Source organism: Cohnella abietis (genome assembly GCF_004295585.1).
GTDB lineage: Bacteria > Bacillota > Bacilli > Paenibacillales > Paenibacillaceae > Cohnella > Cohnella abietis.
Map to the genome: position 1 here is coordinate 5544704 of NZ_AP019400.1, position 22757 is coordinate 5567460.

The 22757-nt window shown below is 45.7% G+C and carries 13 protein-coding genes; 3 read left to right on the plus strand and 10 right to left on the minus strand.

The features are described from left to right. Window positions 1-16: 16 nt before the first annotated feature. The 7 genes from KCTCHS21_RS24490 to KCTCHS21_RS24520 form a co-directional block, all read right to left on the minus strand. The gene (locus KCTCHS21_RS24490) at window positions 17-766 is read right to left on the minus strand and encodes an amino acid ABC transporter ATP-binding protein (protein ID WP_130614329.1); all 750 of its coding nucleotides are present in this window, start codon (window positions 764-766) and stop codon (window positions 17-19) included. Next, a complete protein-coding gene (locus KCTCHS21_RS24495) occupies window positions 763-1473 on the minus strand; it encodes an amino acid ABC transporter permease (RefSeq protein ID WP_130614331.1) in 711 nt (236 codons plus the stop codon). Before KCTCHS21_RS24495 ends, KCTCHS21_RS24490 begins: the two co-directional genes overlap by 4 nt. Further along, window positions 1463-2242, minus strand: a complete 780-nt coding sequence (locus KCTCHS21_RS24500) for an amino acid ABC transporter permease (protein WP_130614333.1) — start codon at window positions 2240-2242, stop codon at window positions 1463-1465. The genes KCTCHS21_RS24495 and KCTCHS21_RS24500 overlap by 11 nt, the downstream gene beginning before the upstream one ends. 26 nt (window positions 2243-2268) lie before the next feature. Beyond that, the gene (locus KCTCHS21_RS24505) at window positions 2269-3078 is read right to left on the minus strand and encodes a transporter substrate-binding domain-containing protein (protein ID WP_130614335.1); all 810 of its coding nucleotides are present in this window, start codon (window positions 3076-3078) and stop codon (window positions 2269-2271) included. Between the two features lie 228 nt (window positions 3079-3306). Further along, on the minus strand, window positions 3307-7959 hold the full coding sequence (locus KCTCHS21_RS24510; protein ID WP_130614337.1) for an S-layer homology domain-containing protein: 4653 nt from the start codon (window positions 7957-7959) through the stop codon (window positions 3307-3309). Between the two features lie 300 nt (window positions 7960-8259). Further along, window positions 8260-9075, minus strand: a complete 816-nt coding sequence (locus tag KCTCHS21_RS24515; protein ID WP_130614339.1) for an RQC-minor-1 family DNA-binding protein — start codon at window positions 9073-9075, stop codon at window positions 8260-8262. A gap of 17 nt (window positions 9076-9092) precedes the next feature. After that, window positions 9093-9989, minus strand: a complete 897-nt coding sequence (locus KCTCHS21_RS24520; RefSeq protein WP_130614341.1) for a helix-turn-helix domain-containing protein — start codon at window positions 9987-9989, stop codon at window positions 9093-9095. 80 nt (window positions 9990-10069) lie between these two features. Between KCTCHS21_RS24520 and KCTCHS21_RS24525 the strand changes: the two genes are divergently transcribed. The 3 genes from KCTCHS21_RS24525 to KCTCHS21_RS24535 all read left to right on the plus strand — a co-directional run bounded on the left by KCTCHS21_RS24525 (window position 10070) and on the right by KCTCHS21_RS24535 (window position 12914). Further along, on the plus strand, window positions 10070-10672 hold the full coding sequence (locus tag KCTCHS21_RS24525) for a nuclear transport factor 2 family protein (RefSeq protein ID WP_197726483.1): 603 nt from the start codon (window positions 10070-10072) through the stop codon (window positions 10670-10672). A gap of 259 nt (window positions 10673-10931) precedes the next feature. Next, complete coding sequence (locus KCTCHS21_RS24530) at window positions 10932-11297, plus strand: hypothetical protein (RefSeq protein WP_130614343.1); 366 nt, start codon at window positions 10932-10934, stop codon at window positions 11295-11297. Window positions 11298-11306: 9 nt separating this feature from the next. Then, on the plus strand, window positions 11307-12914 hold the full coding sequence (locus KCTCHS21_RS24535) for an AraC family transcriptional regulator (RefSeq protein ID WP_162309370.1): 1608 nt from the start codon (window positions 11307-11309) through the stop codon (window positions 12912-12914). Between the two features lie 171 nt (window positions 12915-13085). Here KCTCHS21_RS24535 and KCTCHS21_RS24540 read toward each other — a convergent pair whose 3' ends face one another. From KCTCHS21_RS24540 to KCTCHS21_RS24550, 3 genes are all read right to left on the minus strand, one after another. Continuing rightward, window positions 13086-16451 carry a HEAT repeat domain-containing protein gene (locus tag KCTCHS21_RS24540; RefSeq protein ID WP_130614347.1) on the minus strand — a complete coding sequence of 1122 codons (3366 nt, stop codon included), beginning with the start codon at window positions 16449-16451 and terminating at the stop codon, window positions 13086-13088. Between the two features lie 288 nt (window positions 16452-16739). After that, a complete protein-coding gene (locus KCTCHS21_RS24545; RefSeq protein WP_162309371.1) occupies window positions 16740-22505 on the minus strand; it encodes an S-layer homology domain-containing protein in 5766 nt (1921 codons plus the stop codon). Beyond that, on the minus strand, window positions 22486-22716 hold the full coding sequence (locus KCTCHS21_RS24550) for a hypothetical protein (protein ID WP_130614351.1): 231 nt from the start codon (window positions 22714-22716) through the stop codon (window positions 22486-22488). The genes KCTCHS21_RS24545 and KCTCHS21_RS24550 overlap by 20 nt, the downstream gene beginning before the upstream one ends. Window positions 22717-22757: the final 41 nt, after the last annotated feature.

The window sequence follows — 22757 nt, forward strand, 5'->3', positions numbered from 1 at the left end:
TATCACTCCTTTTTATCTAAATGGAATATTCCACCTGACGAAAACGATTTAAAAACTGCTTAGTCCGCTCTTCCCTCGGCGAGACAAATAACTCCTGGGGACTGCCCTCCTCGACGATTTGGCCATCCTCCATAAAAATGACATGGTTGGCTACCTCTTGGGCAAAAGCAAGCTCATGGGTAACGATTACCATCGTAATGCCTTCCTGAGCAATCTGGCGGATGACAGCCAACACCTCTCCTACCAGCTCGGGATCAAGCGCGGATGTTGGCTCATCGAACAAGATAGCCTCGGGATTAATTGCAAGGGCGCGAGCTATACCTACTCGCTGCTGCTGACCGCCGGACAGCCGGCTGGGATACGCATCGAGCTTGTCCCCAAGTCCTACTCTCTCAAGCAGAGCAACGCTTCGCTCCCTCGCCTCCGCCTTCGGGAGCTTTTTTACAACAACTAGACACTCCATCACATTCTCCAACGCCGTCTTGTGACGAAATAGATTATATTGCTGAAATACCATTGCCGTACGCTGCCGCAGGTTGTGAATGTCCCGCTTGCTAGCCTTCGCACAATTAACCGCCGCATCGCCAATGGTAATTAGACCTGCCTCTGGTCGTTCCAGATAGTTGAGGCAGCGCAGTAAAGTCGTCTTCCCAGAGCCGCTTGGCCCGATAATCGCCACTACATCGCCCTTTTGCACATTAAGATTGATACCTCGCAAAATATGCTGCTTGCCAAACGATTTTTCCAATTGCTGAACAGCTATCATGAGACACCCCCTCTGGCATATACTTGAATTCTTTTTTCAAGTACCGACGCCAATTTCTCAATACAAATAGTTAAACCCCAGAAGAGTAGAGCTGCTGCTATATAAGCCTCTAGGTACTTCCAGTTATTAGAAGCGATGATCTGCGCTTTTGCATTAATATCTACAACTGAAACGGCAAAGGCAAGCGTCGAGCCGTGCATCAGCCCAATAAAGGCATTGCCAAGATTAGGCACAGACGTGGCAAGCGCCTGGGGCAGCACGATTCGCCGAATCACTTGCAGTCTGTTCATCCCGATTGAAAGACCCGCTTCCGTCTGTCCCTTGTCAACCGCAAGCAGACCTGAACGTACCACCTCGGACAAGTAGGCCCCAGCTGTAATAGAGAAGGCGATATAGGCAAAACCAATCATCGGAATGTCTATGGCAGTGAACGACCAGTGGTAGTGAGCTGCCAGTTGATCAACAATTAACGGGAGACCAAAATAGACGAGCAGCAGATGAGTGAGTGTTGGAGTCCCCCGGATAAAGCTGACATAGGCAGCTGATAGCTGACTGACTACCGGCACGTTATGAACACGGGCAAAGGCCGTCAGCGTACCAATCAGCAGCCCGAAAACCATTGACACTGTCGTAATCAGAATGGTGTTCGGTAATGCAGGCAGCAGCTTCACAAACGCCGTCCAAATAAATGCCAAATCAATGGACATTTTCTGCCCCCCCTTTCGCTAGCTGACCGCGCCTCTTGCTAAGTAACCTACCGATAACTCCCCTGCGGTTAATCACATCATCCGGTAACTCATGTCTGAGCAGTCTGAGCTCCGCGCGCCTAAATAGCTTTTCAAGAACAAGACTGATCAAATAATAAATAATAGCCAGTGCTATATAGGTTTCCATAAACCGCTGGGACATCAACGGCAAAGTCTGTGCCTTGCCTGATAATTCCATGACGCCGAGAGTAAAGGCCAGCGAGGTATCTTTCAAGGTCGCAATGACTAGATTACCGAGTATGGGCATCGCGATGGCCAGTGCTTGTGGGAAAACGATACGGAAAAAAGCCTGCCGCCCCGTCATTCCAAGCGCATAACCCGCCTCTACCTGTCCGCGATCAACCGCACTTACTGCTGCTCGTATTCCTTCCGACACAAACGCGGCATTATGCAAACCATAGGCGATAATGACAAACACAAGGGCAGGCGCCCTTGTGACATCAGCTCCCACAAGCTTCAACAGCTCGGGTAACAAATAATAAATTAGAAACAGCTGGATTAGAATCGGCGTTCCTCGGAAAAAGGAAGCATAGAGCTGTGACACCCGCTGCAGCACTGGAATGCTGTACAGCCTCGGAAGAGCGACTATAAAGCCTGCCACCAGACCAAGCGCAACTGAACAAACAACGATAACCAGCGAGATGCGGACGAAAGGCAGCAATTTGATGAAATAATCCAGGACAAAATGAAAATCAAGTGATTGATACATCAAGCCGCCCTCCCTTCACCGACAGTCTATTTAACCGTAGCATCAAAACCAAGCCACTTATTACTCAAAGCCGTCAATGTACCGTCAGCACGCAATTCTTTCAGCACGCCATCGATAGCATCGGCCAATGTTTTGGAATCTGGATCATCCTTGCGGAATACGTACTGAATGTCTGAGGAGGTCAGTGGCTCGCCTACCGACTTCAACAGGCCTTTCGGATCGACAATGCCTAGCGTAAAGTCAGGAGCAATGAAGAAATCCGCTCTGCCAGAGGAAATCTGTGTAAGCATATCGTTGGCTGCACCGCTTTGATAAACAATTTTGATCGCGTTATCGTGTTCTTTGTTGTAGTTCTCCAGCATTGTCGCCGCAGCGCTGTTAGCCGTTACAATTGCCTTCTTGTCCTTCAAATCGGCTAGAGACTTAATGGGTTCATTATTATCCTTGGACACGATAATTTTGCTTTTCCAATATGCGTAAGGCAATTCATTGAACAAATACTCAGCTTCACGCTCAGGGTTTTTCTCAAGCTGATGGGCAATCAAATCCACTTTGTTCGTCTTAAGGCTTAGGAACAGATTAGTCAAATCCGAAGTTGTGAATTCAAATTCATACTGCGGAAGCCTCTTGTCGATTTCCTTCAGCAGTTCAATATCAAATCCCGCCAGCTCACCCTTATCATCTAGGAAAAATACTTGTGGGAACTTCGTACCTGTACCCACTACGATTTTCTTTACACTATCACCCTTGCTTCCCTCTGAATTACTTTTACCGCAGGCGGACAGCACTACTGCCAACATAGTAACAACCAATAAGGACAACATAATCTTTCTCATTCCAATAAACCCCTTCGCTGAAACGCAGCTCTTAATTCCTATAAACATACTAGGTTTTATCAAGATACCCCTTTACAGGCTAAAAGTAAATGGTTAGCCCAATAGAGTAGTTCTATTCTCTCATTGGATTTCTCTATCAGTACAAAATGGGAGTTTGTTTTACTGATCGAATACGAAAAAGCAGACCAGTCCAAGTTCCAGACAGATCTGCTTTTTTTGTAATATGGATTAGTTCAGGCTCTCTAATAGAGTTTTAACTTTAGGGTCGAGGTTCAAAGCATTCAGAAGTACTGTTAGAGCTTCTGCGCGTGTAGCTTTTCCTTTAGGATCGAAGGTGCCATTACTCTTGCCGCTAATAATACCGGCTTCAGCTGCCTTCTGGATTTCGTCAGCTGCATAAGGGCTTGAGGCATCCAGATCAGTGAATTTCCCTTTGGACGAATCTTTATTCAACTTATCCAGGTTCAAAATGCGGGAAAGAATGATGACAATTTCTTCGCGGCTAATCGATTTGTCCGGTTTAAAGGTCCCATCGCCATAGCCGCCGATCACCCCTAAGCCTGCAAGCTTTTCAATTGCTTCCTTAGCCCAGTGATTGCCCACATCATTCAGCACAATGGAATTATTGACATCACTGATACCGAATACTCGAGTGATGAGCACAGCGAATTCAGCACGTGTAATATTACCATTAGGCTTAAATTTCCCTTGTCCGTAGCCTTCAATGATGTGCAGGTTCACAAACGTATCGATAGTCTTCTCAGCCCAGTGTCCTTTAGTATCATCAGATTCAACCTTAACTGTCGAATTTTTACCTTCAGTAACCTTGGATTCGATAAAATCAACTAAGCTGCTTAAATTAATCACGTCGCTCCGATATACATCAACCGACGGTTGAGGTTCCGGATGAGGTTCCGGTATAGACGGAGATGTCGGTACAGACGGAGATGTCGGCGCCTCTACACTGTTATTTCCGCCGGAGTAAGTAAAATTCGCCGTTAAGGAAACGTTAGCATCCGGAACTGTAAATATAGTGGATACGCTGTTTGCATTTGCGAACGTTCCCCCATTTGAAGTCCAACCAATGAATGAATAATTGCTGTTTGCAGATGCTGCCAATGTGATTGTTTCCCCAACTCCAAAACTTCCGCTTGTACCCGTGGTAATTGTACCACCTGTTCCTGCTTGTATTGTGACAGTTACTCTTTTTGCCGCTGTCGTCGGGAATACCGCTGTCACGACTCCCGAGTTTGCAGCATGGGTTACGGTTGTTGCTCCAATTACTGTGAAAGAGTTAGCTGACACTCCTGTTAGCGTGTACCCTGTTTTTGACGTCAAAGTAATTGTCGCCGTATACGTTGTGCTCGCGCCAAACGTTCCAGCTGTTGGTTCCCAGCTCACTGTTCCTGTGTATTCATCAGTTGGCGTAATTTCCGTTACCGGTGTCGCACCATTTGCCGGTGCGTTTATACCTGGGATGGCAAAGATACTGATTACGGCATCAACATCCCGATCGGGATCTGCTGCTGTCGCCGGGAATACCGCTGTCACGACTCCCGAGTTGGCAGCATGGGTTACAGTTGTTGCTCCAATTACTGTGAAAGAATTAGCTGACACTCCTGTTAGCGTGTACCCTGCTTTTGACGTCAATAAAACTGTCGCCGTATACGTTGTGCTCGCGCCAAATGTTCCAGCTGTTGGCTCCCAGCTCACTGTTCCTGTATATTGTTCTGTTTCCGTAATTGCTGTTACCGGTGTCGCACCATTTGCCGGTGCGTTTATACCTGGGATGGCAAAGATACTGATTACGGCATCAACATCCGGATCGGGATCTGCTGCTGTCGCCGGGAATACTGCTGTTACGACTCCTGAGTTTTCAGCATGGGCTACGGTTGTTGCTCCAATTACTGTGAAAGAGTTAGCTAACACTCCTGCTAATGTATACCCTGGTTTGGCCGTCAACGTAATTGTTGCCGTATACGTTGTGCTTGCCCCAAAAGTACCAGCTGTTGGCTCCCAGCTCACTGTTCCTGTGTATTCATCAGTTGGCGTAATTTCCGTTACCGGTGTCGCGCCATTTGCCGGTGCGGTTACACCTGGGATAGCGGAAATACTGATCACGTTGGCTTCTGTTACCGGGAAAACAGCTGTTACAACTCCCGAGTTGGCAGCATGGGTTACGGTTGTTGCTCCAATTACTGTGAAAGAATTAGCTAACACTCCTGCTAATGTGTACCCTGGTTTGGCCGTCAATGTAATTGTCGCCGTATACGTTGTGCTCGCGCCAAACGCACCAGCTGTTGGCTCCCAGCTCACTGTTCCTGTGTATTCATCAGTTGGCGTAATTTCCGTTACCGGTGTCTCGCCCTTTACTGGTGCGGTTACACCTGGGATAGCGGAGATACTGATTACAGCTGGATTGGCTGCTGTCGCCGGAAATACTGCTGTTACAATTCCCGAGTTGGCAGCATGAGCCACTGTTGTTGCTCCAATTACTGTGAAAGAGTTAGCTGACACTCCTGTTAATGTGTATCCTGGTTTGGCCGTCAATGTAATTGTCGCCGTATACGTTGTGCTCGCGCCAAACGTACCAGCTGTTGGCTCCCATCTAACCGTCCCTGTGTATTCATCAGTTGGCGTAATTTCCGTTACCGGTGTCTCACCATTTACTGGTGAGGTTACACCTGGGATAGCGGAAATACTGATCACGTTGGCTTCTGTCGCCGGGAATACTGCTGTTACAACTCCCGAGTTGGCAGCATGGGTTACGTTTGTTGCTCCAATTACTGTGAAAGAGTTAGCTAACACTCCTGCTAATGTGTACCCTGCTTTTGCCGTCAATGTAATTGTCGCCGTATACGTTGTGCTCGCGCCAAACGTTCCAGCTGTTGGCTCCCAGCTCACTGTTCCTGTATATTGTTCTGTTCCCGTGATTGCCGTTACTGGTGTCGCACCCTTTACTAGTGCGGTTACACCTGGGATGGCTGTTATATTGATTGCAGTATCCGGAACTGCTCGTGTCTCCGGGAACACAGCCGTTACTATTCCCGTGTTAATAGAATTTGTTACGGTTGTTGCTCCGCTTACCGTGAAAGAGTTAGCTGATACGCCATTAAACGTATAGCCTGGTTTTGCAGTCAATGCAATTCTCGCCGTATACTTTGTGCTTGCACCAAAAGTTGCATGTGAGGGGGTCCAGGTTACTGTCCCTGTGTATTGATCCGTTGGCGTGATTACCTTTACTGGTGTACCGCCATTTCCTGGTGCGGTTACACCCAGGATGGCTGCAATATTGACGGTGATCTCCGTTGGTGTTAGAACATCAGAATCACTGCTTTTGGTATCTACCTTACTATTTGCTGTAGTGAGGGGAACAAATATAGCTTTGTATTTATCCGCTTTGGTTGATGGTATTACCGTTAATTGGGATGGGTTTGCTGCGTAGCTGGCAGGGTCAATCCGCGTCGAGCCATTGTACCATTCAACAGTAAAATCTTCTCCATAGACCAATTTGTAGTTACTTTTATTGAATACGTCAGATACGTTCGTAACAGAAAGCGTACTTTTTTCTCCAACGTTGAACTTGATAACTTCTACATCGTCATTATAAATTTTGATCGTTGGCTTAGTAGCAATGGTGCGTGATACTATACCGGAGCTATTAGGATTTACGTTAGTTAATGCCGTTGTCTCAACATGACCATAATAGGTCTTTCCAGCAGCTGTAATTTCAACCTGTCGTGTACCGACAGGAAGGAAAAGATAGATGTACCCGTTATTCAAAATCGAGGTGTTAAGTGTTTTCCCATCATAATTGACGGACACCGCAGTTCCGTTCGCGGGAACTGTAGAAGCATCCACTTTAATTGCTGTAGAATATAAAGTAGTGCCAGCCGCATTCACTGGCTGTCTTCCGTTGAGAAGATAGATCGTATTATTGTTGGTTCCATTTTTATTGTAAATGTTACCCCCATTAACGATGACCGTCGTCTTCAGCAAATTGTCAGCACTATTCGCAGGCGAAGCTTGTCCAAAACCAATCGAATCGTAATTGTTAGCTATAGCACCATTTGGTACTTTCGTAGATATAGTTCCGCCGTTAATAGTAATGTGCGTCGATTTAGCAGGGTAACTGAAACGTACATCGCCGCCGCCGATGGCAGCAGCGCTTCCTTCGTAAGATTCTACTGAAATGACTCCGCCATTAATGACGATTGTCCCCCCTGCTCCACCTTCTCCACCACCTATGGCAGCAGCCTTATTTCCTTTATTTATAAAACTTGCTGAAATTGTTCCGTGATTAATTGTAATCTTCCCCGCTGTTTCCCCATAATTCCCACCGATTGCTGCCGCACCGCTATAGCTACTAACGGTTAAGGAATGTCTATCCGTGTCGTCAATCGTATCAATAGTAAGCTCAGTGCCTTCAGGAACGCTTATTGCAGCTTTTTGGTTTTCTCCATTATAGGAAGACACGGTATTCTTCCCGCTCAAGATTAAGTTAACCTTAGTGCCCTCTCCTAATATTGAAATTGTCGGAATAGAAACATGAGATGTATCGTTTTTCGTAATTGATGTGTCGTGAAGCGTTACATTTTGCTCCACACCACCTTTAATAACAACGGTATAGCTGTTTATAATATTTCCCGTAATAATATAGCCATTCGAATTATAAGCTGCGTTGCTATTGTCAGGCTTCTTACCTATTACAGAGTCTTTGTCGATAATAATGTTCCCTTTTGATATATCTAAAATCGTCTTGTCCACTTCTGCTGCAGCAACCGGGATCGTGAGTGCAAAAAGATTAATCAAAACAGATACTGCAATCGCAAGCTGGAATATTCCAAATTTACGTTGTTTAACTCTACTTTCTTTAGCCATATGAAATTCCCCTTTTCTGTTTGACGAATAAAGGAGTCCTCCAATTGAAGTTCATTTCATTTGGAGGTGTTTTCGAGATGTTTACCATATTCGTCTAATTAGTTACACTTTTTAATTCCGTTAATTCATATCAAATTACTATGAATTATGGGTAAATTAACACAATTGATCGCTTAAATCAATGCATTATTTGCCATATAAGGAATTTACATAGTGGAATATACTAAATACCGCAGAATAAGAGGGAATTAAGAACTTGAGGAAGCCTTGAGGTACTAGGGAATTGAAATTACGGGGGACTCATAACGAATCACCCGCTTCTAGATCAATTCCCATGCGCCTAAGCATCTTCCTTTCCCGGCATTCCGGGCAGCGCTTTGGGTCATTGAACCCTTTCAACTTAAAAAACTCCTGTTCCTCCACCTCAAATACGAACCGCTCTCTGCAATCCCAGCACTTCAATATTTTAGGCTGCAGCACCAGCATGTTCATCTGAAGCGCCATGAGCACCTCTTCTCGTTCACGGGGATATAGAGATGAGCCTTTAGCGACAGATGACTGCTTCAGCATTTCATCTATTGTCATGTTAATAACAGTTGCGACTTTCTTGAAAGCGATTGCGGCCCACATTCGCATATAAGGAACGTACTTCAAATCGCCGCTCTCTTTGATCCGTTCAAGGAAGAGCAGCATCATTTCCCGGTTTCGTTCTTTCAAGTACGTCATATCAATATCCACTTTCCCTTGATCCAACCAGGTATTCCATTCATTCAGGAACGACTCTATTTGAAGAGACCGCGTGATTTTCCAGCCTCTTTCCGTAAATACGAGGAGTGGCAATTTACCGTATATCTCAATGGCAAGGAATTCATGCTTGAGCATCCAATCAATTTTTGTGGTTATTTCGTCCAACGTATTCTTGGCAAAATAGCCATAGCAAGGCGTCTTATCCAACTCCAATCCTATCAACCGCTTGTCCTTGGAGCCTTTTAGAAGTTTTGCCAGCATCGTCCTGCCTCCACGCGCGGAAATCTCGTCGGCTGCATTGAGAATGACGAAGATTTCCTCTTGAGGAAGGGGAAGCTGTTGTTTCTCATCGCGGCGATGAATAGTCATGATTCGATCCACCTTTCTTACCCCTCAACAATATATTTTTCGGAAGCGCTGCGATTCCTCATTGCCGATGGAGGGACCCCATACTTCTTCTTCCAAACTTTCGAGAAGTGCGAGACGTTTTCGAAGCCTGTAGCCATACAGACTTCCGTTATGGATATTCCGGGATGGGTCAATAGCTCCTTAGCCTTCTCTAACCGGCGATTACGAATCCATTGAATGGCAGGCTCATTATAAATCTTCCGAAATTCCCTTTTGAAGGTCGATAAGCTTCTGCCAGACAAATAGGCCAGATCCTGAAGCGATATCGGGTTTAGCAGATTCTTTTCCACTACCTCCACAATGCTTGTGCGACGTTGCTGCCTCAGCTGCAAAATTTGGTTCAATAACCCTTTGTCCGCATCCAATATATCAAATAAAAGCTCTAGCATTTTCAGTTTAATTAATTCGTCTTGAATGCCCTCCGGCTCGTCAAAATAGGGCTTAAGTGATGCAATATAGCTTAACAGGCGCTCGTTCACCGAATGAACGGCAACTGGAACAGGCGATACAGACTCGGAAGAAGGAAGACTGGATATCTTCATAAACTCATGAAGCAATTCATCCTTCAGAAAGAACATCATATAATCCAATACACGCCTCGAATCCTCTTCCCCATACTTCTTATACTCAATGACAATCCCTTTATGTAAAAGCACCATTTCGTTTTTCCTTACCGTATATTCCTGATCACCGTATCTGACAATGTAGACCCCTTCCAGAACAGCTAAAAGAACATGATCCTGCAGATACATCCTTCCGGTCTGGATATCGGAATAAGCACATGCCCCCATAACCGACAATCCTTTCATCTTCAGCATGCCAACACCGGATAGACCCTGAGGCATTTTCACAGCCTTGCTAATTACGGACCCCATTCGTCTCACTCCTTATCTGAGTAAAAGATAACATGAAGTCACCATGGCAATCCAATAGGGAATTTCTGGAGTCAGTTTGAATGAGCCAAATTGACAAACAGAATGAGCTTCACAACAAAGCTTTAATAAGTCGGCTCCGGTATCATGATGATAGAAGTGATGCAAAATATATGTTGAAAAACAGATACAAACAATATAAACAAAAAGGTGAGGATAACATGGAAAATGTAAATAAACTATCTCTTGAAGAAATTGCTGACCGTTATGCAATACGCGATCTCGTTGATGCATATGCATTTTGTGCAGATACGCGGGATGCTGAAGGTCAAATGGCATTATTTACTGAAGATACTCTTTTTAGAGTATTTATGGATGAAAGTCAGGAAGAACCAACCCAAGTCGTTAATAACAGAAATGATTTAGCACCCATTTTTGAAAACTTAAATACGTATAACTCCACCATGCACTTTAATGGTCAAAGTAAAGTAACTTTATCTGGTGATACTGCAGTTGGGACAACCTATTGCTTTGCTCATCATTTAACCATTGATGGCGATGCCCAAAAATTAATGGTCGCATCTATACGGTATTACGACAAATTCGTAAAAATTGATAATAAGTGGTATTTCAAAGAAAGAGATCTCAAGGTTGCATGGGTTGAAACTAAACCTCAACATAGCTAAAAAGCTAGTGTTACCATTTTGCCCTGAAGCTTAAATTTTTATTGGATTCATCATTTGGTTTGCCACAAAAATATCAAAACACCTATCAACACTGGACTCTCGTTGCCCAGTATTGATAGGTGTTTTATTTGTTAACAGGGAAGACTTTTTAGTTTCTCAAAATTCTAATGCTATAACAAAAAAGAGATTGTGAATGAGAATTATTATCAGTAATATGTAGGGAGAAGTCAATCAAGAATCGGCAACAGGTGGTGACGGAATGAAGATAAACGAGCATATGCTAATTTGGACATCTGCCTCTGTTAAACTAATGGATGTCAGACATGCAACAATGACCAGTGGCGACGAACCTCTGGCTTATCGACTGCCCGCTAACGGGTTTCTTTTTGCTATTCGCGGGTCAGCACAGATTACGCTTGATAACGTGGAGTATGTCGTGAACAGTATGTTTGTGCTCCATGGCGGCAAGGGAATGAGCCTGAATATTCAGCTCAACCAAGATCGTTTTGAATATTATCTTATCCTGTATAAAGCAGGTTTTCTGCTACCGGCAAGCCCAGAAATTCGCAGCATCTTGGCCGCCGGGAATCCTTTACAGATTCAATACGGCTATGCTCCTTTGTAACCATTGTCGTTGTATGAGCAGCTGGAGCAGATTGCCAAAGAATGGCGCACGCCTGGCGATCTCGAGCGGCTGCATGCGAGGACATTGTTTTATCAATTTATATACGAGCTTATTCGTCAGCTTCGCGAACAGGATGTTCAAATCATTCGGGCAGAACCAGCTGAGCAAGCACTAAAATATTTACACGAACATTATGCTGAGCCTCTGACTCTGGAGTTTCTGGCATCGCTGCTGGATTGTAGCCCCAGCCATCTATCGAGGATATTCAAGCAACGCACGGCCTGCAGTCCCATTGAATATATGATCCGCCTGCGTATCAGCAGAGCCAAAAGCCTGCTTGCCAATACTGAAGCACCTTTGCAGAAAATAGCCTTAAGCATTGGTTATGTAGATGTGTATTATTTTAGCCGTATCTTTAAAAAGCATACCGGGCAGTCTCCTCTTCGCTACCGTGAAACCTGCCATGATCCGATCGTTAAGCAGCATAATCCATTGCTAATGCTAAGATCATCCATTGTTCCTGATAAGCTTAGACGTTATATTAATAAACGCAATGATAATCATTATCAATATACGGATAAAGGGGCTCTTCACTTGATCAGAAATAGAAAACAGTCAACCGCTTTAACTGTGCTGCTTAGTCTTACTCTACTTCTAAGCGCATGCTCAGGAGTAACGAACAATAACATCAACGCAACCGCAAGTTCTGGTTCAACCTCCGACTCAACAGCCAGTGGAAACAATGGACAGGCAGAGACGAACCAGACTACGGCTGCTTCAGCAACTGTAAAGTACACAGGAGCCGATGGAGAAGTCGAGATCCCCAGAAATCCGCAAAGAATCGTCATTTTGACCCATGCCTATGTTGGCTATTTCATGGCGCTTGGCATTAATCCGGTCGGAGCACCAACGATGACAATGGGGAATCCTTTTTATAAAGGGAAGATCGATGGTATGGAGGACATTGGGGCACCGGATGCCTTTTCGAACGAGAAAATTATAACATTAAATCCAGATCTTATCATTGCCCTTAAAGGTACAAAAAATCTGGAAGAAATAAGTAAAATCGCACCAGTCGTAACGATAAATTATGGCGAAAAAAACTATAAAGAGCAATTGCTTGATTTCGGTAAAATGACGAATCGTACAGATGCGGCTCAACAATGGGTGGATAATTGGGAAAAGAAGATAGCTGAATATAAACCTCAGGTTCTACTGGCAGTCGGTGACCAAACGGTATCTGTGTTAAGCCAAACTGGAAAAAGTGTATCCATTTATGGTGAAGGTTACGGACGGGGAACGGAAATTTTATATGATGAGTTTGGACTAAAGGGCCCTCAAGCATTCGACCTGAAGCTTGGTTGGGCGGAATTCTCTCTCGAGAAGCTCCCCGAGTTTGCTGGCGATTATATCTTTACATCTCCGGATGCGTCAGAAAATGAGGATTCAAGTCCTATGTACACAAGTGATCTGTGGAATAAACTTCCTGCAATCAAGAATAAGCGGGTGTTTTACATCGATAAGAAATCAGCCGCCTTCAACGATCCCATTACACTTGACGCACTGCTGCCGATTGTTGTCGATAGCCTGACTTCTGCTGCTGGCGATAAGAGCTGACCAAAGATTGTACTTTACTGTGCTCCTGCAGATTTCACAAATTAATATTATTTACTCCCACTTCAAGAACCACAGGCGCATGATACTAATCATACGCCTACGGTTCTTATTTATTAGCCCCTGGCTTGGAAGTTCCCAATGAGCTTATTAGACTCATAGGCTTAAGAATAATTATTCTATAGCTATCCAAATGTCTAAAGCACGTGAGCAAATCTCAATATTTTCGTGATTTCTATATAATTTTAATAGATGAACACATTCAGGACTCCACAATAAAATGCTTCCCGCAACTTCAAGTAAAGAAAGTCCAATAAACTGAGATTCGTTACTACCTCCAGAACAGATTACTTCAACAATTTCTAATACCGCTTCTGGATTCCAATACCCTTTGCTATTTTTTAAATTTTGCGCAACCAGTTTATATGTATCGCCTAAAAGATGTGGATGATTTGAAATGCAATATACAATTCTGTTCAGATAATCAACGGATTCCTCTAACTTATTCCAATCTATTGATGCTATATACAACTTCATTACAACATGCTTTAATGTATCATTTGACTCCAGACAGTCAATAATCCCCTTATACAAAGGTGTAAGGTTTACACGTGTGTTCTGTGGCAAAGATATCAGCTTGTCTATAAATTTCAAGAGACGTTGACGATGAGGCAGATCTCTTTTGGCATTTGCATGCCAATCATCACTTATTTTAGCACCAGCCAAATTCTTAAATACTTCAATAATAAACTCATTGACCTTACCATCACGGCCTGTTTCTATCAATGTGTTCATTGCAGCAGCCCATCTAGCGCTATCATCCAAGTCCACAATTGTCTTTGCAGTGGCAGTCGCAATTATTTCTTCGCTTCCATTTGTCCAATTTACCATACAATTGAAAGCATATCTGCCAACATCGACATCTGAATGACTTGCAATTTTAATAATTAATTCTAAATATTGAGCTCTATAGTCTACCGGAAGTTCATTAGGTTGTTGGAATAATAAACTTTTTGCAATATCACTTTGAGATGAAGAAGCCATTGCATTCATAATATTCCATCCACGTTCATCATCTAGAAACTGCCTCGCTGCATGCCCTACTGCAATGATTACATCCTTATGTGAATTTGTTTTTTCAAGCTCGCTCATTAATAGTGGAATGCTATCACTACTTCTATATGTACCTAGTAGCCTAATGGCCTCTTTTCTAACCGTAATTTTTAGTTTGTCTCTATCCAAAAGTTGTTTAAGCATTGAAGTCAATAAAACCGGATTAACTCTACGAATGCATCTTGGTATCGAGTACATTGCTACACGAGCTCTATCTCCATCCAAATTGTTCAATAGAATTGGAAGTGCCGTTTCGGGTTCTTCAACTAATGAAAGTGCATAAAGTGCAGCTTCTACTACAGATACTTCATCATCCTTCAAAAGTTTTAATATCTTTTCTGGGCAAAGATCAGGCATTATAGCCATTGTTTTTATAACTTTTGAACGTTCAACCAGACTACGCTTAGGATCGAATGCGATTGTTTCTAATAAGGTACTTAAAGATTTTTGCTGACGAGGCAACCACTTATTAAACCCATGCATAGCTGGCACGAGATGAATGGTCTTACCCGATAAAAACCTACCTTTAATTGCAGCACCCGAAATAAATGGATCTAACCATTCTTGACGTTTTAGATGTAGATGCAAGAACACTGAATTTATTGTAATAAACGATTTATCCAAAGTTATTAATTCCTTGACTCTTTCATCACGTGTTTTATGAGGTGCGAGCCAAAGTCTTGTTGCTTGTATGGCTATAGAATCTGTATTCGCCTTCGTCGCTTCTTTTAATAGATTTTGAAGTTTTAATAGGTTAAAGCTTCTTTTTCCGAAGGAGTTCGCCAAGCTGATTACAAAATTGTAGTTTTCTCTTTTGTTCGCCTCCACAACTAGTGGATAAATCTCGTCAAATATAATCTTTTCTATACCTCGAGGTAAACTTTCTTGAAATGATGGTAGTGTTAGGTGACCATTCTGCTTTGCTAGTTTAATAATCGTTCTTAAAGAGAACTTAAAAATCTCGCTTTGAGGATTTACTGCATTGTATCGCATAATGACAAATGCTAATTTTTGAGTGGCAGCCTTAGTTGCATATGAACTATCTCTAGCTTCAATCACACTATCAACAAGTAAAGTAAGTTCTTTTATATTCTCATCCGTATAAATGGATGCAGGACTATTTGAAAGCTCTGTGAACACTGCATATCTCACTGGATCTTGATCATTTTTTATACGACCTAAATACACCAAAGTCTCATTAACACCTTGTCTCGATAGTGCAGTACTTTTAATCAGTTGTGCAAGTGCAATTGCACGTTCGTCTGCACTCGATACTTGTGCTGCTCTTTCAAGCATCTCTCTTGAATGATGAATAGATCGACAAGCATTAATACGAATTGTTTTTTCCCGACTATCATAAATTTCACGAAGACCAAGCATTCGGGTTGCTTCTTTGTCACGTAATGTATGCGGTAACTGGTTCAGTAATGTTTCTGGAAAAATTCGTTCCTTGCGCTTTTCTTCTTCATATACCGACTCAAAAAGCACTGTACGACTGGAAGGAGCAAAACAATGTAGTAATTTCGCTAAATGTAAGGGGCTATCTACAAGTAATTTAGCAATTCCAATCCATTGATCCATTGATAGATATTTTCTTCTTTTTAAAATCCCCGCAGGTACACCATGAGTAATTAGGTCGCTTCGCGTCTCAATTTGTGTTAGCAGCTTGTACACTGCATCAGGATTTATGCGAACTAAAGTGCCAAGATGTTTTTTTAGCGTAGGATGTATGATACCCATTGGCCCATGATTCATAGCACATTCTAAAACCAAATCCGCTTTTAATCGGCATAACATTTCGATAGCTGATGAAAACCTCCACCACACATATTCCTTTTGCCTCAGTGGCGCGCTTTCTAACGTTGTTTTAAAATATTCAGCAACCACGTCAAGATGCCGACTAGCTAATTTGTCCCAGTCTCTTATGACATATCCAATATCAACAATCCATTTACTAGCCGTTTCCTTACTACATACGGGTATTAAAATCGATGTCTCCTTCGCTCCCCATCGGGCATACACAACAGGCAATAAACGCTCCGCTAATTGTTGACGATTTATTAATGAAATACTGCGTAGTAATTTCCGACGACAATCATATGATAAATGTAGTATTTCACGTTCGATATCACTATCTGTAGCCACTTTGGCCAAAAGACCTGCTGCATGATTTCTAACCGAAGCCATAGGATGCTTTAAGGCTAATAAAACAATAGATGCATCTTGTGTTACACTAGCACCCGTTAATGCAAGATGTGCCTCATAGGCACCACCCTCCAGTAATGAAGAAAGCAAGTTTGAATACTGAATCGATCCATTATGATTAATGCCTAATAATGCTATTCTATTCATTCTATCTGAATAGCCTAGTGTATCTATTTCTTTAAGTAAATTTTTCTTATCCAGTAGATCCCTTTTGAAAATCATAAGTCCCCCTCTTTCACCTGTCTATTTGCCCCGAATTTTATTTCTATACCAACTCCCATTGTAATCTGTACTGTAACATTTTTACAGCTTCCCTTTTAGTACGATACCATCAATATTAAGCACTCCACATATGCGGACTGCCGATCGTTCGCAATTGTTAGCTTTATATGCATCCGTAAGCCACCACGCTTGCGATTTAACGATTTACAAAAAAACCCTTCCCAACAACGATGATCTTGTTAGGAAGGGATTTTGAATGATTATTTCATCGCTTAGTGAAATCTCTACTTAAATCAAGCCTGATGTTTGCAAAAGTCTTTGAATAATAGTTGCAACCTCAGCCCTCGTGATGAATGCCTTTGGTGCAAGCTCGGTGGCACTTCGTCCAGATACAAGGCCGGCCTGTACGCTGTCTATAACACTGCTGTGTGCCCAGCCGGATACGTTTAACTCATCTCTAAAAGAACGAAGTGTTGTATCATCCGATTGAGTGGACAGCTTTGCCTTCAATCCAGTAATCGCCATTGCTCTGGAGAGAATCATCATGGCCTGTTCTCGAGTAATCTTGTCGTTCGGTCGGAACGTGCCATTCTCAAACCCTTCAATCAGTTTATACGAATATGCCGTGTTGATCGCGCTGCTGAACCAATTCGAAGTCTTCACGTCAGAGAACACCGTTGAACTATTTTCCAGTTTCAGTCCCAGTCCTCGTACAAGAATGGCTGCAAACTCAGCTCGAGTGATATCGCGGCCAGGACTGAACAAACCGTTGCCCGTACCGTCAATGACCATCCGCGATCCCATGTCATTAACAGCGGATTTCGCCCAGTGGTTCGCGACATCCAGGAATTCGAGCGGATGCCAGACGACGGAGTAAGTGCTATTGGTTAAGCTGTTGATCTGAGCATAATGCTTGCCATCGATGACTACGATCTTAGTCGGTACGTGGCGAACCGTTCCGTCCGGCTCAACAACGACGCCAGTCGTAATCTTGTTCGGGTCAATGCCTTCCGGCAAAGCCACCATACGTTCGACATAGACGTTAAATTTCGTGACTTCGACTGTTTTTCCGCCGTAAGTACCTGTGACCGTGAAGTCAAGCGCAGGCACGACAACGGAGAACTTGCCCTCTGCCTCCGCGTTCTTGACAACCTTTGCCATCGTGTCCGACGTTTGCGCAATCGAGATTTTTAACTGAATGTCATCCAGCTTCACGTTGCTGCCGAACTTGCCGGCTACTTCGTCAATGTTGATTTCCTTGGCCGGCAACGTGTAGGTTCCTTTGCTTGTCTGCAAAACTAGCGTCGCTGACAGATTCTCCATATTCTTAACCATCTGGCCGTTCAGTTCGCCAACAATGACGTTCGACGCGGACTTGACTGGAATGGTGACGACTGCATTTACGCCCTCCGATTCCAACTTCGCCTTTAGCTTAGCCGGATCGACGACAACTGTCGTCGTCTTGATGCCGACCGATTCCGTCGTTGTTGCTTTACCCGCATTTTCAACCTTGCCATTAATCAGCACGTCGACTGCCTCTTCGTTCGTATCGGTCGATGTTCCGTTCGTAGGCTGAGGCCCCGACTGCTCGACGATCACAATCGCTGCCGTTTGACCAAACTTCACGACTCGGCCCTGTGCATCTACCTCGGCAATGCCGATCTTGTCCCCGTTCGCCGCCGGGATCAGGAGGTCGCTCGGTACGTTCGAGTAACCGCTAAGCGTGTCGCCGACATTTGGTACTTTTACTGTGCCGCTGCCGAAGTTGAAGTAGACCAACCGATGTTCGCCGTTAACACCAGGCGTTACCGTTATCCGGGTTTTGCCATCGTTTGCCGAGCCACTCGGATCTCCTGCCGTTACCGTCAAACCGCCAGCTGGGACGGAAACATTCGTCGTGAAGATCAGCGTAGTAGACGGGCCCGCCGGAACAGATCCGCTGGCTGCCACCCGCACTAGAACCGTGTGCTCGCCGCTAAGCTGGGGCATATTGGTTCCGTTATATCGGACGTAAGCCCCGCCATCAACTGAGAATTCCATCGTCGTGTCCAAGCCGACAATCACATTGCTTGCATCGTCGGCATTCACATTCGGAGCAGCAGGAATGGTTGCACCCGAGTCATGGATGGTGACTTGAGCGGGAATGGAGGCAAACGCCGTTTGCGTTGCGGCTACCCGCACATAATAGACGCCTGGCTCCAACCCGACTTCCGATGTCCCGGATGTATTCGTCCATGTTCCGGTATTTCCCTTTTTATACTCCATCGTAAGATTTAAGTTGAGAATCGAACCATCATTCGCTCCGTTGTAAGTGACATCCGTCACTGTAATATCGACCGGAGCTGCCGGGCGAGCCGGCAAGCTTAACGTCTGCTCTGCGCTGTCGGTCGTTGTCGTGCCGTTGCCCTTCTTCACCACGTTCACGGTTGCGCCCAGCCAACTGCCATTGATCGCCACTTTCCCGTTACCGTCCGCCGTCACTGTCGTGCCGTTGATGGTGTAGGTCTCATTCGGCTCCAATCCCGTCAATTGTTCCGCCGCGTAGTCGATCCCCGCCGCCGGCGTCGCTTCCGGCAATGATCCATATGTCGAAATCGTTACTTGCTGCGATTCCGAAGCAAATGCCGAAGACGTCGCTTTGACGCGTACGTAATACGTATCCGGCTCCAGACCTGTTAAGCTTGTTCCGGTTACGTCCGTCCAACTGCCGCCCGTTCCTTTCTTGTATTCCATTGAAGAAGTTACGTTCGTCAACGTCCCGTTGTTGCCGTTAATTGACGTCTCGTCCGTCTTCCCTGCGGTAGGTGTCGCCGGGCGAGCAGGCAAGCTTATCGTCTGTGCTGCACTATCGGTCGTTGTCGTGCCGTTGCCCTTCTTCACCACGTTCACGGTTGTTCTCAGCCAACTTTCGTCGATTGTCACTTCCCCGTCGCTGTTCGCCGTTACGTCAGTGCCGTTGATGGTGTAGGGGGCGTTCGGTACCAGTCCCGTCAATTGTTCACCAGCGTAGTCGATTACCGCCACTGGCGTCGACTCATGAGACGCGTTAAACGCCGCGATCGTTACCGTCTGCGCAACAGACGCGAATGCCGAAGACGTCGCTTTGGCGCGCACGTAATACGTATCCGGCTCCAGACCTGTTAAGCTCGTTCCGGTTAAGTCCTGCCAACTGCCGCCCGTTCCTTTTTTGTACTCCATTGCCGAAGTAACGTTCGTCAACGACCCATTGTTGCCGTTGATGGACGTCTCGTCCGTTTTCCCTGCGGTTGGCGTCGCCGGGCGAACCGGCAGGATCAACGCCTGCGCCACACTATCGATTGATGTCGTGCCGTTGCCCTTCTTAACCACGTTCACGGTTGTGCCAAGCCAACTTTCGTCGATTGTCACTTCCCCGTTGCTGTTCGCCGTCACCGCTGTGCCCTTAATGGTGTAGGAGGCATTCGGTACCAATCCCGTCAATTGTTCACCAGCGTAATCGATCACCGCCACTGGCGTCGCTTCCGGCGATAATCCAAACGTCGAAATCGTTACTAGTTGCGCTTGCGAAGCAAATGCCGAAGACGTCGCTTTGAAGCGCACGGAGTAAGTATCCGGCTCCAATTCAGTCACGCTCGTACCGGTTACGTCCGCCCAGCTGCCGCTTGTTCCTTTTTTGTACTCCATTGCCGAAGTTACGTTAGTCAACGTCCCATCGTTGCCGTTGATGGACGTCTCGTCCGTCTTCCCTGCGGTTGGCGTTGCCGGGCGAGCCGGCAGGCTCAACGCCTGCGCCAGGCTATCGATCGTTGTCGTACCGTTGCCCTTCTTCACCACGTTCACGGTTGTGCCCAGCCAACTGCCGTCAATCTCCAGTTTGCCGTTGCTGTCCGCAGTAACCGCCGTTCCTTTAATGGTGTATGCGCCATTCGGCACCAGTCCCGTCAGTTGCTCTGCCGCGTAGTCTATCTGCGCCGCTGGCCTCGCCTCCGCTACCGGCGCCGCAGTGACCGTAATCGTTGCCGTCCCTTTTTTGCTATTGTTAAACGTCGATGTTGCCGTAATCGTATAATCATCCGGAACGGCGTTAGCTGCGACTGTCACGTTACCCGTGCCGCTCACCGCTACCTTATTGCTTGCATCGCTACTCGACCACGTTACATTTGTCGTAGCTCCTCCCGCGGCATCCACCATAACCGCGAGCTGTTTGCTTCCGCCCTGCACGACGCTGTAGGTGGCTGGAGTGACGGTTACGCTGTTAACTGCAGGCGCCGCGGTGACCGTTATTGTCATCGTCGCTTTTTTACTATTATCAAACGTCGAGGTCGCCGTAATCGTATAACTTCCCGGCACTGCGTCCGACGCAACGGTCACTAAACCCGTACCGTTCACCGCCACTTTGTTGCTAACGTCGCTGCTCGTCCAATTGAGAGTCTTTGGCGTTCCTTCCACCACGTTTACTGTAAAACCGATCTGCCTGTATAGACCTTGCTGAATACTAGCACTGCCCTGGGAGAACGACACGCTAATAACGGCAGGAAGCAAGACTTTAATCGTCACCGTCGCTTTTTTGCTATTATCAAACGTAGATGTCGCCGTAATCGTATAATCGCCCGGCGCGGCGTCCGCAGCAACGGTTACATTACCAGTACCGTCTACCGCCACTTTACTGCTTGAGTCACTGCTTGTCCACGTGAGCGTCGTCGCCGCTCCTCCCTGCGCGTCTACCGATGCTTGAAGCTGCTTGCTTCCACCTTGTGCTAGGCTAATGGGACTCGGGGGCGTCACCGTTACGCTATTGACGGCCGGAGCCGGCATGTAGTTTACCCGAATCTGTTCGACCGAAGTGTTCTTCTCCTGCCACGCTACGAATGTCGCATTGTTCAGTGTGGTTATGGCAGGATTAAAAGCTGCTTTCGAAGAATCCGCGACGAAACCGTTTAAGCCGGCTTCTGCGCTCGTCCAAACAGAACCGTTATACTTCTTCGCGCGAATTTTGAATACCGCGGTAGAACCAACCCAACCCCAGTTTTCCGACCACACTGCATGGACTTCATGATTTACAACTGCTAATTTCACCTGGTAGGCTCGGAAAGAAGGATCTACGTTGATTCCATTCTTCCCATTACCGTCAATGCTTGTCCAGACGTTTCCGTCGTATTTCTTCACCCGAATTTGGTCGTCATTCGTCGCATCGACCGGTTCATTCCAAGCTGCGTACAAGTCGCCGTCGGCCGCGATTAACGACGGGGAATACGCGCTTTTATCGGTCTTTATATTTAATCCGGTCACGCCGTTTCCGTCGATCGGCGTCCAACTTGTACCGTTGTACTTCTTCGCCCTGAGCTGGTAAATGCTCCCGTACTGTTCCGACCATACCGCGATTAAATCATTTCCCAATACGGCTAAAGCAGGAAAAGCCGCCGCTTTGTTCGGATCCTTGTTTAATCCTTCCGCGCCTCCGTCGACGCTTGCCCACTCCCCACCGGTATACATCTTGACGCGAAGCTTACTCGCTTCAATCCACGACGCATACAGAGCATTTTTGTATACGACCAGAGTTGGACTGTTAGCGCCATTGTTCCCATCGTAGTTAATTCCGGTCAAACTTCCTTCGGCTGGAGACCAGCCTGCGCTGCTATATTTCTTGACCCGAATTTTACCGAGAGACGATGTGACCCCTTCGACCCATGCGACATATAAGGCGTCGTCGTAAACGGCCATAGTCGGTTGCGTTCCAGCAATCCCTGGGGCCATGTTTATTCCGTATGGACCGTTGCCGTCGACGCTCTTCCAACCCGTGCTGTCAAATTTCTTGACTCTGATTTGATTGGGGTTATTGCCCACGATTTTTTCCTGCCACGCCACATAAACTTCGCCGTTCCATGCGGCCAGAGCAGGATATTCCGCCAAATTAGTTGAAGTTACGTTTAGTCCGTTAGGACCGCCTCCGTCGATCATCGACCACCCCCCCGCTGCAGCAGCCTTGCCGCCCCCGCTCGCTAGAAGCGGTATCCATAGGATAACGGCGAGTAATAGATAGGCCGTTTTTCTAAATCTATCGTTTTTCTTTTCCATTCTTCGATTCATATTCGGGATCAATCTGCATCTTCCTCTCCTGATCGTCGTTCTTCCTCAAGTCCCGTGTGATCTTCGCCGTTCCTTTTTTGCCAGTGTTCACCGTTGACGTTACCGTGATTGTATAAGAGCCAGGCTCGGCATCCGCCGTTACGGTTAAGTAACCACTCCATAATAACGGAAGCGATGTTGCAAAATTGTTGCAAAACAAAAAGGAACCCTCTTGGACTACAGGTTCCTTCATGCGATATA